This window comes from Rossellomorea sp. NRS-1567 (assembly GCF_050467885.1).
Classification (GTDB): domain Bacteria; phylum Bacillota; class Bacilli; order Bacillales; family Bacillaceae_B; genus Rossellomorea; species Rossellomorea aquimaris_C.
Map to the genome: position 1 here is coordinate 130,572 of NZ_JBITPL010000007.1, position 12,845 is coordinate 143,416.

Annotated in this window: 12 protein-coding genes and 1 pseudogene; 7 read left to right on the plus strand and 6 right to left on the minus strand. The window is 41.0% G+C overall.

What is annotated here, in order from left to right:
- Positions 1–11: 11 nt before the first annotated feature.
- From ACIFOD_RS05245 to ACIFOD_RS05255, 3 genes are all read left to right on the plus strand, one after another.
- Entirely contained in the window at positions 12–617 is a 606-nt protein-coding gene (locus ACIFOD_RS05245) for an LptM family lipoprotein (RefSeq protein WP_430313730.1), read from the plus strand.
- Between the two features lie 311 nt (positions 618–928).
- Positions 929–3,004 carry a hypothetical protein gene (locus ACIFOD_RS05250; protein WP_430313732.1) on the plus strand — a complete coding sequence of 692 codons (2,076 nt, stop codon included), beginning with the start codon at positions 929–931 and terminating at the stop codon, positions 3,002–3,004.
- 241 nt (positions 3,005–3,245) lie between these two features.
- Positions 3,246–3,743, plus strand: a complete 498-nt coding sequence (locus ACIFOD_RS05255) for a DinB family protein (protein WP_430313733.1) — start codon at positions 3,246–3,248, stop codon at positions 3,741–3,743.
- A gap of 238 nt (positions 3,744–3,981) precedes the next feature.
- Here the strand turns inward: ACIFOD_RS05255 and ACIFOD_RS05260 are convergent, their stop codons facing one another.
- The gene (locus ACIFOD_RS05260) at positions 3,982–4,500 is read right to left on the minus strand and encodes a GNAT family N-acetyltransferase (protein WP_430313735.1); all 519 of its coding nucleotides are present in this window, start codon (positions 4,498–4,500) and stop codon (positions 3,982–3,984) included.
- 15 nt (positions 4,501–4,515) lie between these two features.
- Complete coding sequence (locus ACIFOD_RS05265) at positions 4,516–4,968, minus strand: MarR family winged helix-turn-helix transcriptional regulator (RefSeq protein ID WP_430313737.1); 453 nt, start codon at positions 4,966–4,968, stop codon at positions 4,516–4,518.
- Between the two features lie 148 nt (positions 4,969–5,116).
- Here ACIFOD_RS05265 and ACIFOD_RS05270 point away from each other — a divergent pair, with 148 nt between their 5' ends.
- Complete coding sequence (locus ACIFOD_RS05270; RefSeq protein ID WP_148994825.1) at positions 5,117–5,950, plus strand: YitT family protein; 834 nt, start codon at positions 5,117–5,119, stop codon at positions 5,948–5,950.
- A 695-nt stretch (positions 5,951–6,645) separates the two neighbouring features.
- Positions 6,646–7,116, plus strand: coding sequence for a DUF3231 family protein (locus ACIFOD_RS05275; RefSeq protein WP_430313739.1), 471 nt, complete (start codon positions 6,646–6,648; stop codon positions 7,114–7,116).
- Between the two features lie 178 nt (positions 7,117–7,294).
- Here the strand turns inward: ACIFOD_RS05275 and ACIFOD_RS05280 are convergent, their stop codons facing one another.
- Complete coding sequence (locus tag ACIFOD_RS05280; protein WP_430313740.1) at positions 7,295–8,452, minus strand: alpha/beta hydrolase; 1,158 nt, start codon at positions 8,450–8,452, stop codon at positions 7,295–7,297.
- 40 nt (positions 8,453–8,492) lie between these two features.
- On the minus strand, positions 8,493–9,533 hold the full coding sequence (locus ACIFOD_RS05285) for an IS1595 family transposase (protein ID WP_430313741.1): 1,041 nt from the start codon (positions 9,531–9,533) through the stop codon (positions 8,493–8,495).
- A gap of 100 nt (positions 9,534–9,633) precedes the next feature.
- Between ACIFOD_RS05285 and ACIFOD_RS05290 the strand changes: the two are divergent.
- Positions 9,634–10,119: pseudogene (locus ACIFOD_RS05290) on the plus strand (DUF3231 family protein); the annotation flags it as partial.
- A gap of 211 nt (positions 10,120–10,330) precedes the next feature.
- Positions 10,331–10,462 (plus strand): winged helix-turn-helix transcriptional regulator, encoded by a 132-nt coding sequence (locus tag ACIFOD_RS05295; protein WP_430313821.1) that lies wholly within the window; start codon positions 10,331–10,333, stop codon positions 10,460–10,462.
- 125 nt (positions 10,463–10,587) lie between these two features.
- Here the strand turns inward: ACIFOD_RS05295 and ACIFOD_RS05300 are convergent, their stop codons facing one another.
- Positions 10,588–11,745, minus strand: coding sequence for a Ger(x)C family spore germination protein (locus ACIFOD_RS05300; RefSeq protein WP_430313742.1), 1,158 nt, complete (start codon positions 11,743–11,745; stop codon positions 10,588–10,590).
- Positions 11,742–12,833, minus strand: a complete 1,092-nt coding sequence (locus ACIFOD_RS05305) for a GerAB/ArcD/ProY family transporter (protein ID WP_430313743.1) — start codon at positions 12,831–12,833, stop codon at positions 11,742–11,744. Before ACIFOD_RS05305 ends, ACIFOD_RS05300 begins: the two co-directional genes overlap by 4 nt.
- Positions 12,834–12,845 lie beyond the last annotated feature (12 nt).

Consider the following 12,845-nt stretch of genomic DNA (forward strand, 5'->3'; position numbering starts at 1 on the left):
AGGAATTTTTTATGAAGAAGATTATTTGTTTACTAGTCGCTGGTGCAATGGGCCTCATGCTTGCAGGCTGCGGTGGGGATGCGGCTGTCGAGGAACTGGATAAGAATGATACGGAAAAAGCCGAGGCAAAGACGGCAAATGCTTCAAGCAAGGAAGAAAAACCTGAGGAAGAAGCAAAAGAAGAAGATATTTGGACGTATTACAATGATGCGAAATGGTCGGGTGATTACAATGGCTTGAAGATGGAAATCCAGAAAGCCGTCGTGACCGATAAAGCCCCTACCATGGAAGATGAAAACGCAGAGACGTCAGCTGTGGGAGTGAAATTCAAAATGGAAAACACCACGGATGGCAAGTTCACGTTCTACCCGGACCAGGCCGTCCTCGTCACTAGCACCGGGGAACAGATTGATATGCCCGATATGTGGGTGTCCGATAGCATCGGCGGAGAAATCGACAAAGGGGTCATCAAGGAAGGCAATATCATCTGGTACCTGGAAAGAGGCCACGCAGAAGACATCGAGTGGATCAAAATGGAGTTCGGCGGCCATCAGGGAGGGGATGATGACTATGATTCGGAAAGGAAGGAGTATGAGATTGAGCTGCAGTTGAAGTGAAAAGGAGGGTCTGATCCTTGGTTTTAGCGCCAAGGATCAGACCCTATTTTCTTCCGGCTGCTAAAACTCAATCAACTCCCCATCGTCGGGTACCAGGACGTTTCTTTCGATTTTCTTATCTTCAAGGAATCCAGCCAGTTCTTCTCTCGACAACATCGTCATCAACAAACCCTAGCATTCGTCAAAGGTCCGTCCCTCACATGTGTATAGTCAAAATCATCAATTTTATACGAACCCCAGTATTTTTCGAACGAACTCTATTAGAGGGCATAAACTATTTCGATAGCATATATGAAGGAAGGTTATGAAACATGAAAAAGCGGGTTAAAAAGAAAAAGAACGCTCCCTTATGCCAGGTGCAACTCCCTCCCGTTGGATGCCCGGATTTATTCCCACATGATCTGTGTATTAATCCTGTAATCCAATTGGAAGAATTGGGTGTCATCAGTTGTGAGGCGACCATAAGTGGAAGGGTATTATGTGATCATGTGCCCGTGGCGGGGGTACAAGTTAATTTAACGTCTACATTTCCCGACTTGATGTTCAGCGACGCGACTCCGGTAACGAACAGGCGGGGTGTTTTTACCACCCAGGTTACAGTCCCTCGTGGAACACCGATCACTCCTGATGTACGGATTACAGCGACGGCCACAGTTTCGTTGAGGACGGTCAGTGATTCGATTGTAGTACGTGCAGGTTGTATAGAATGTGAAAACCCTGTACTGATTCTTAATCCAGTAGAAGGAGTTGTAGGATGCCCGGGCACTCAACTTTCAGGAAGATTGACATGCGATGGCCAAGCAGTACCGAATGCAGCCGTGTCGTTTACGATTGGCAATCATTCCAACAAGGTGGTGATCAGCCCAAACCCGGCGCTTACGAGATCGGATGGAACATATACTGCCACTTTGGTTCCTTTTCTGGGAATTGAATCAATCATTACGGTGACGGCATCCGCTTCAGTCGGTGAAATTCCCGTTACTTCTGAGACCCAGGCTGTAACTGTAGAATGTCTGCCATGTCAAAACCCTGACATCATACTCAATGACCTTGCTCCAATCGAATGTGATGGGGTCGTAACCGGCCGAGTTCTTTGTGACGGAAGACCGGTAGCGGGAGTACTGGTAAGGTTAAGCAGTCCGCTTCTTGTTTTCCCATCACCGACGGTCATCACGAATGGCAACGGTGAATATTCAAGCCCTGTCATCGTTCCACCAGGTACATCTGAGCAAGTGACATCTTATACAGCAAGAACAGAGGTAAATGGAATTCCAGTCTCCGAATCCAATACGGTCGAGGTCAGCTGCCCACCGTGTCGAAATCCCGTCATTCAACTAGATAACCCCTTCCACATCAGCTGTAAAGCTATTATTACAGGACGCGTCCTTTGTGACGGTGTCCCGGTGCCCGGTGTACAAGTGACATTAAGCAGTCCTCTCATTGTATTCCGGCCACCTGTCGTCACAACCAATTTAAACGGGGAATATTCCAGTGTGGCAACCGTGCCGTTCCCAACTCCTGTAACTGAGGGCGTAGAATATACAGCAAGTGCAACGGTGAATGGCATATCTGTTTCTAATACCAACTTTCTTATAGCTGATTGTACCGACTGCCCAAATCCAGCCATGAATCTGATCGTACCTCCGACCATCGAATGTGACGGTACAATCAGGGGACGGGTGGTCTGTGATAGAGCAACACCGATTCCGAATGAGCCGGTCTTCTTCGATATCGTTCAATCCCATACCAATGTGTTTATCAATCCAGACCCAGCCATAACAGGGGCGGATGGACGATATTCTGCGACAATCATGGGCATAGAAGGTACGGTTGAAACCGTAACCGTCAGAGCGAGGACGACCGTCGGTGGAATCCCGATTAGTGCAGGACCATTCACTGTAAGCATCAACTGTCCTCAGCATGAATGTCCTTGTAAGTTCAAGCTCGATACCCAGGGAGGAGCTCAGCCAGGAGCCAGAATCAGAGTGACTAGTTTTGGGCATATATTAGATTATACCGGGACGTTAAATGTGACCATTACCCAATGTGGTGCCACTCCAGGGGCTCCGTGTAATCCGGCAGTCGATAACTTCAACTTTGTCTTCAATGCAAATAATGGAGATAATTTTCAATTCACGCAAGGTAGAAGAACGATGATTTCCTGTGAGGAAGACTTTACGGTTGCCATCGTAGAAGGGATGATTCGAGGACGAATAAACAATGGTCCTCCACGAACATTTGAAGCCCGAATCAGAGCAACCCTCAACAGAGCCACCGGGCAGATCACGTATGAAATCTTCGCTACCGATAATACGACTACCATTTTCGAGACCCTGGTTCCCTTTACCACAACTGGAAGTCCACAATCTTTTATCGTTGATTGTTAAGAATTGTTTTATTAGACACATGTTAAGTACAATCCGCTTTAATGTTTCTTCACCAAGAAGGCTGTCGGGAAGTCCCGACAGCCTTTTATTATTGGATTGTATTATTTACAACACGAGCTATCTAAAAAAAGCCATGGTACCTGTCCCTTTGGCCCCCCTTGGCCCCTGAAAGAAGCCTCAAAACGAACTCCCCATGATACAATGAAACAGAAAGTGTTTGATATTTAAAGGAGGGAACCACATGTTCACAACCGCAAGTAGTTTCGTACACGAATGGAAACAAGAAGCCGCCGTCACCCAAAAGGTCCTCGATGCACTGACGGATGAGTCATTGAAACATGAAGTTGCACCTGACTTGTACAGCATCGGAAGCGTCGCCTGGCATATCACGGGATCCGTTTATTACTTCCCCGCTCAGCTTGGTATCACCTTTGAGGTACCGGATCTTCGAAAAGAAGCACCTACGTCTGCCTCAGAAATCAGTGAAACGTATAGAACGGTAAGTACTCGTCTTGCAGAAGCCGTTTCTGAACAGGTTTCGGATGAGAAAATGAACGAAGTGGTGAATCTGTTCGGGATGGACATGCCGGTGCAAGCCGTATTCCGCCTGCTTATACAGCACCAGGCTCATCACCGTGGTCAATTGACGACTCTTATGAGACAGGCTGATATAAATGTTCCCGGTGTGTATGGTCCGAGTAAGGAAGAATGGGAAGCGATGAATGCTCAGAAGAGTTAATTTGAGTGAAGACAACCGGCGGTGGCCGGTTGTTTTTTTGTTTAATAGAAAGACATAGCATCTTCCAGCGCAATAACCGTATTCTCCTTGTTTAAAAGTAGCGATAAATGTGTGGAAACCGTCCTTCCATTGATTGATTAATAAGTGCCACAAAACGGGGTTCTCTGATCCCGTAAGTCACCGGTTCATCTGTGACTTTAAAATCGTTTGGAATATAGCGATCCACCTTTTAACAATATTATAAGAGTGTTTTGGTCATGATCAGGTCCGTTTGCTCTTCATCACCCATATAAAAAGAGTGCGCTCCCGTTTGAACAAACCCCATTTTCTTATAAAAGGCAATGGCGTTTTCATTCTTTTCCCAGACGCCAAGCCAGATTTTCTTTAGATGATGTTCCCTGGCCATTTCAATCGCTTTATGCAGAAGATATTTGCCAAGACCAAGTTTTTGAAAAGTATCCTTTATATAAATCCTCTCGATTTCGAGTGATTCATCCCCTATTTCTTCAGTCTGTGCCTCATCGGTATTCACTTTTAAATAACCGGCGACTTCATGATGAACGAACACAAAAAAGAAGTGTGAGGAATGAGTGGATAATTCCTTTTCCACTTGTTTCAAGTTAAAAGCCTTATCCAAATAGCTCTCCATATTTTCCGGTGTATTTTGATGCTTAAAGGTCTCATTAAATGTGTCATAACTAATTTCTTGAAGGGTGCGTGCATCTTCAAGGGTACATTTTTTTAACATGATCGTCATAAGCGGCTCCTCTCTTCAATACTGTCTCTTATTTCCTTTTTTAACATATTCCCAGTCCTTTTCGACATTTGCCCTTACTCTTTGAAGAAGATTTAAAATCATTTCCTCTTCACTATCGGAAAACCCCTCTAAGGCCATGAGATCGGAATGATCATTTTCCCTTTTTATAAAGGGATAGACCGTCTCCCCTTTCTCTGTTGGAAAAAGCTTTTTAATTTTTTTGTTCTGATTGTCTTCTTTCTTTTCAATAAAACCATTGATTTCAAGTTTTTTTATGGCACGAGATGCTGTTGTCCGGTCCACTTTTATCATCTCAGCAACCTTTTCTTGAATGATCCCCGGGTTTTCACATATACGCACAAGGTACAAATACTGCCCTTTTGTCAGGTCATATTCCTTAAATTCTATATTACTGATCGAATCCAGCGCCCTTGCAATCATTCCAATTTCACGAAGAATTCCTTTCATAATGAACTCCTTATTTCTAGTAAATAATATATTTTAAATCTATCCCATCTTTATTGCATTTGCAACAAAAAAATCAAAAAACAGTGCTTCCTCATGAAGTTTCCCTGTGCTATAGTATCCTAGTATTCAAATAGAACGGAGTGATGAAATGAATACGACTGTGAAAGAAATTACGTTAATTATTATTGGCTCCTTATTCTTCGCCCTCGGGGTGAACTTGTTCGCGATCCCGAATGAGCTTGGGGAAGGCGGCGTGACAGGTATATCCATGACCCTCTATTATGTATTGGGATGGTCACCGGGTATCACGAACTTCGTCATGAACGGGGTCCTCTTAGCGATCGGTTATAAAGTATTAAATAAACGCGTGACCTGGTACACCATGCTTGCGATTTTCTTTTCCTCTCTCTTCATTCATTTGACTGAAGGCATGGGGAAGTCCGTCGATATCATGCTCGGCACGGTCTTCGCCGGTGTGTTCATCGGGTTAGGCCTCGGGATTGTCCTGCGTTCAGGTGGGACGACGGGAGGATCCACCATCATTGCCCGCATGCTCAATCAGCATTTCGGCTGGGCCGTCAGTACAACGATGTTCGTGTTCGATATTGTGGTCGTTCTCGGTTCCTCGTTTGTCATCGGGGTGGAGAATACGATGTACACGGGAATTTCCATCTATATCAGTACGAAGATCCTGGATTACTTGATTGATGGTTTCGATACCCGAAAGGCCGTCACAATCATTTCCGCTCATACCGACGCCATCGCTGAAAAAGTGAGCGCAGAAATGGACCGCGGGGTGACCGTCATTAATGCAAGAGGTCACTATTCGAAAGAATCCAAGGATATCTTGTATGTGGTCATCAATAAGCAGGAGCTCTTCCTCTTAAAGAAGATGATCCAGCACATTGATGAAAAAGCGTTTGTGGTGGTCCATGATGTGAGGGATGTGTTCGGGGAAGGATTTACGTTTCCGAAGACATAAGAAATAGAGAATGGCCCGTGGCGGTTGCCGCGGGCCCGTTTACTTGGTCCACCTTGACCTGTGACTTGTCTCTTATACTCTACTTTTATATAAAATAGCTCGTTTTCTATTAGATTTTCAGTCAAATCGTAGGAAACTGCTCTAGTTTTCATATTAAAAGGGCCGTCATATTGACCTATTTATGGGTCTCCAACTTCAATTATCACCACCTCACCCATTATGTGAGGCTTTTTTTTCGCTCTTTATGAGCCATTTTCCGGCGAGATATGAGCAGAAATTCTGATATATGAGCCGTTTGTCGAAAAATCTTTTAACATGAGAGCATCGAATTAGTTGGATTCATAATAAGATAACCATTTCCTTCTCGTTTCCCGTATCACTTTTTAAAGTCAGGACTCCTTGGTCAGCATTCTCACAAACTACGCTGAGAAAGGCAACACACCCATACGATTTTCATCTCCAGTCCTCTTCCTTATCAGATTCCTTTCCCAGTTGGCCACCTACCTATGCTTTGCACAAAACAATCTGTAAGCTTTCAACATCTCGGATCATTATCCGTAATTATATGACAAATTTTCAGTTTGGTTAGAGCTTGGAGTGAAAGTAAAGCCAGTTTAATGTAAACCTCCTACTAATAATATTCTTCATAAATGTAAAGAATATATCTACTTAACCATTTCCAATGGAGGATAACCATGTTAACAGACAAAATCAAATTAACTTCGGCTGAAATTGCTACCCTTTGGTCTGCTTATATGAATGACACCATGGCTCACTGCATCTTAGAATATTTTTATGTTCATGCAAAGGATAAAGAAATACGTCCGCTTGTTGGATATGCAAGAACCATTACAAAAACACATATTGAGAAAATCACTCTTATTTTTAAGGATGAAGGGTTACTCATACCTAATGGATTTGCTATTGAAAAGGATGTTAATTTAGATGCACCTAGGTTATATACGGATGAATTTATGTTAACTTTTTTAGACCTTATGTCAAAATCAGGGTTAATAGCCTATGGCGGATTTATTTCAATGGTTTCTCGAAAAGACATAAGAACTTATCTAATTGAACGATTACATGAGACAACAAAATTGTTTGACGCATGTACTGATGCCGCTCTTCTTAAAGGGCTATATGTTAAAGCACCTTATATTGCATAACCCACTAGAAACGATTTTGTCGACAATAAATCCTATTTATCTGGTTTTTCCTTTTTTAATAGGCTATGTTAAATAATATTGTTGATTTTCAATCATAATTAAGGGAACTTCCATTCTTAGAAGTTCCCCTTTATTTATTCCAATAAGACCCCCTATTGAGGAACAATTGAAATGGCTATTAATCTATGCAAAATATATACTCCAATCCATCAAGAAAGCTTTCCCTCCACCAAAGCAAATCGTGTCCGCCATTAAATAATTCATATTTAACATCATAACCATTATTGTTGAGCGTTTGATGTGTAAGTGAATTAGCTTTTTGTAATTCATCCATTTCTAACCGCCCAGAATTCATATAGATACGAACAGGAAGCTTTGGTTGTGTCTCTAGATAATGAACAGACCAATACTGTTCATCATCGACCTTCGTTTTTTTATGATTAAATGAACCTGATTGGGATATCACATTACCAAAAAGGTTCGAATGATTTAATGCAGTATAGAAAGCAGTTAATCCCCCTAAACTTGCACCACACAAAGCGATATTATTAGGATTATGGCTAACAGCGAAGTTATTACGTATCCAAGGAAGTAACTCAACTGCAATGAAATTAGCAAATTGTTCATTCCCATTAAATTCATTGAAACGGTCGAGACTATCTACCCCAATCATTACAGTTGGAGGTATTTTTCCTTCTTCATATAAATGGTCAATCATATTTGCTACTGGAATAGCTTCTGTATATTGAAAACCATCGAAAACAATCAATAAATTTTTCGGGGTATCAGTGTTTTTAATCGGGTCATAAATCCAAAGGTTTCTTTCGTTATTTAACACTTTACTTTTAAAATTTTCTTTTGAAATTTTGGGATTCTTAGATGATATATCCATAGAAAGAAGTGGTTCATTGACAGATACATATGATAACTCAGTGTTTTCTTTTTTGTTGTCACCAGGTGATTCAGAAAACAACATTTTATTTGGATTTTGAGGGTCACTTATAAAATGTTTAAATCGCTCTCCCCAATTATCTCCATAGTCATCATTTACCGAAAAATAATACGAGCTTGCCAGGGGTCGGTCGGTTTTAAAAGATTTCACCCAGATTTGATTACCTTCGATTTTTGTCATTTCGCCTTTTTGTAACTCCCACCCTGGAAAGCTCCCCAAGACATGCACTGTTTTTGTTTGACTATCACCAAAATAAATAAAATGAATACAAACCCCGTCAGCCACTGATTCAATAATAGGTGTCCCGCATGACTTAATGTGATTGCATTTCATCTCATTGAAAATTTCATAAATATAAGGGCTTTGCACTTCTTTAATTTTCATATTATCCCCCTCAATTATATTAATTTCATATCGGAGTATTTCATTTGGAAAATTCTGATAATCTCAGTTTATCATAGGTTTCGACTGTTGAGAACAAACAACTTTCTATTATCATTTTGCTGACAGTTGCATCGTTGTTACGGTGCCTGATGCTATCGAGGAATCGGAACCAGCTCAAATAATGGTCGAGGTATTTTGTAGCCACGCCATTGAATCGGTCTAACCAGCCTTTGAGTCGGCTGTGATAACTATTTACGTTCTGGATGTGATAAACGCCTTTCACACGTTCATATCCATCCGATTTGAAGCGATAATGCTCCAATTCTTTATCGGCTGCATAAGTCTTGAAGGCTCTCCAAGCATCCGTACAGAGAACGTTCGTTGAAGACAGCTTGGAACCGATGGCATCATCAAGTCGGCTCTTCACTATGCGACCTTGACCGATGATTTTCGAGTACGTCATCTTTTGGCGGTCCCTTGCGACCAGAACGCACACTTGGTCTTTACTGATGCCCCGTTTCTTCGAGGAGCCGCCACGCTTTCTCGGTTTGCGACCTTTGAGATTGCGTTGACCTTTCTCAGAATAGAGGAAGTATGTCTCGTCCATCTCAACGATACCTTCGAACTTCTTGAAATCCATTTGCTTCATCGCAGAGAGGAGTTTATGTCGCCAATAGAAGAGCGTGACATAATGCACCTCAATCAATTCTGAGGCTTTTCGAAGGGAATATCCTTCTATCATACATTGAATGAACTCTAACCATTTGTGAGGCAAGTGAGTACGGTGGAGTGGGGTGTTCGTAACATCGGTGAAGGTCTTTCCACAATCTTTACAGCGATAACGTTGACGTTCAATAAGTCGCATATCCATTTTAACTGTATATTTACCGAAACGGACAGCATTGGTCGAACGACAATGCGTGCAAGTGTATCCTTCTTTGTGTTTGCGTTCCGATACTTCCTTGAAGATAGGTTCACTAGCCGAATAAGAAGCAAGCGAATTCACAAAGAACTGTTTCAATCGATGTTGGTCGGCTGTATTTAACTTTCGAATTTCTCCAATAATCTCCTTCAATGGCATTCGAACCCACTCGCTTTCACTCTTTTCTTATATTATAGAACGAGTGTTCGTTTTTATCAAATATCAACATATTTCTTTAACATAGCCTTTTAATAAGGAACGCCCTTTAAATGCTATTGAAATTTCATATTTATTTATGAACATTAAAACCAATGTACTTGGAACAAAGCTCGCAATAAGTTTTGCTCAAACCTCGCCTCGTGAGGATGTCCAAAAATGGATGTTGCGAGGAAGCGATATTGCAAAAAAGCATATTGAGATATTTTCAAAAAAATTACTGGATAATAATATACAATCTCCTATGTCTTCAGACGTATCCATTACAAACGAGACGACTCCACCTTTTTCAGATAAATTAACATTATTTCTTATGACTTTTTTAAGCGCATCTGGGGTGGGTAATTATTCAACTGCAGCAGCTGCAAGTCAGAGAAATGATTTAGTTCTTATCTATGAAAGACTTTCATTGGAAATAGGACAATATGCAAAAGACGGTGCAAATATAATGATTAAGAATAAATGGTTGGAAGAACCACCAGGTACAATAGATAAAGACAAGTTGTCTAAATCCAAAGATCCTGAGTAGGGAATCGACTAAAATGTCCTCACCTTTTGATTCGAAGAGGCAGGACATTTTTTGCATAAATCGAGGTCATTCAAATAATCTTTCAGAAATTAAACGCCCCTCTCAATCCCGGTCCGTCTCCATCAACGGAATACGCTACATCCACATTCCCTACCCTCACCCATTTATCCATATAAACCTCCATGAGGCGTTATTTTGTTTTACAAAGCAAATAAATGTTAAGGTCTATCCCGTCATTCCACCCAAAGTAGAATACGAGTTGCCCCCTCTTGGTGAAGGGTTGAGACCAGTTGTCCAATACGTGCAGGAATGGGACATGAACTTCGGATCCATTACGACATAAGAAGGACTGATAGTAGCAGAATGGATGGTCTGCTTGAACCAATAGTGCAAAACGCCAAAGATCCTTTATTGGAAGGAAACCTTGGCGTTTTTTATCATTATATACGTACCTAGAATACATTGTATTTATTCATTTATATTCATATTCAACGAAGATATTTGGACATCTACTTGATAATCGATTTTCGCCTGACTGAAAGTATTCTCCCAGTCATCTTTGTGACTTTTCCAATAGTCCGGGTGTTGAATTCTAACGTAGTCGTGAAATTCTAACACATCCACTTTCAAGTCCTGTTGGATTTTCTCTAAACTATTTTTTATTTGTTCTTTGATTTTTTCTTCTATTTGTCTCTCTAGATCCTTAATATTCTCTTTCTTTGTGAGTTCATCCGTTTCTGCGAGCAGTTCAGTTATGTGCCCGCTTACTTTAGTATCAACTTGAAAGGAAATTTGTCCATTCTTTAGTAGAGGTTTGACTTTGCTATCGACGGTTTCAAGCTCATACGTAATTGTTTTGTTGCTGCCTTCTTCCTTTATCTTTACGATTCCTCCATCTGTTAAAGCCGTTAACCAATTAATTCCTACCAATTCTTCTTCATTTAGAAATCCTACTTGAGTGAGAGTGTCCCCATTAATCACAGCTGCCCCGGTGAGGATGATTTCATTATTTCTCTTCTCTATATTTTGCAGAAGAAAACTTGATTTCGCCTCCATAGTTGCGTTGATTTTCGAAAGAGTCATGGGTTCGATTAGCTTATTCGATTTTTCGATATGATCTGAGACCTCTTTTATATGCACCGAAGGAATTTCATCCGTTTCCGTATCCATAATGTCCCTGGACAGGCCACCCGTTACCATGATCAAACAACTCATCCTTGCTTCGGGATCACGAATGAAGAAATCCAATAATTCTCTGATATTTCTTTTTTGGGCTACTTTACTGCTTAATACAACCAGTCTTTGATGTTGCCCGTTCAAAGTGTTTTTTCGTTTTAATAAAACTTCCCGTGCGGCCTCAAGTAATGATTCACCTGTTTCATTCACATTAACAAAAGGCTTTGCATTGCCTGAATACGTCTTAGAAGATTGATTGCCGGACACATTCACAAGTTGAAAGGTCACATTCATTAAATCCTCTTCTGAATACTCATGACTATTCCTTTGCCCTTCATCGATCCCCACGCCCAATAGTAGGTCCAATTTTTCAATATCCTTAGAACTCCAACATCCTGTCAACAGTAGAACAGTGAGTAAGAAGATGAAAAGATATATAGCATGCTTCAATTGAATTTCCTCCTTAAGAAAGAGACTCCTAATAAAAGGATTGGCAGTATACCAAATAAAAGGATCGCAGCATTTCCAAGTAAATCTCCTAATGCGAATAATTGGTGGATATCATTCGGGACCATCGAGACGATTAATACGATGGGAAGAAAGATTAGCAGAAACACCTTTATGTCCTTATTAAATAATTGTGAAATACCAAGAGAGGCAACATAAAGCGTGATGGAGATCGTAGCGAATATTTGTAGTATCCATACGATCAAAAATAGCGAGTCAAAGCGTTCAAAAAAGATGCCTGGAAATTCAAACGAATTGATGAGAGAGATAGTCGGCCAGGCAAGATTCCCTACCCCATCTATTGATAACGCACCTATGACAATAACGACTGTAACCAGGTAAAAAATCATCGGTAGTAATACTCCAATAAAGACAATCTTTTTCCCCTTCTTGGGATCCGTTAAATAGGCCGATAAAATAATCATTAGCTCGATCCCAATATAGGATAGTGACGTTGTCTTAACGCCCTTTAACACGGGGAGGATTCCATTTCCCATAACAGGGCGCAGGTTATTGATTTCAAATAAACCTAAACTCATTGTGGCAATTAAAATGAAAATGATGACGGTAAGGGGGAAGATCACCTGGAACACACGTGCAATGGAATTAATTCCATCCGTATTTAAATAAAAGGCAAGCCAAAGAAATAATACAATTAAAACTGGAATGGGAGTCCCCTCCAGTAAATAGGTTTCGGTTACTTCAGCCATAACCCTGACTTCAAAACTGGTGAGTGTAAGGAAATAAATAATCATTGTTACCCCAAGGATGACACTGATGATTCTCCCTACAATTTCTCTACTATACTGAAAAAAAGTTTTGTCAGGATATCTGTTGTTAAGGATTAAAATGATCATCCCTACTATGATGGGAAAAATACTGCTGATGATAATGGTTATCCAGATATCGGGCGTCCCTACTTCAGCAGCAGCTGTCCTTGGAAGCGTTAATATACCGACTCCAAGAACATAGTTAATGATGAGGATGATCGCTTGAGTAGGACTAATTCGTTCCTGTTGATTCAAGTTCATTCATTACAAGTC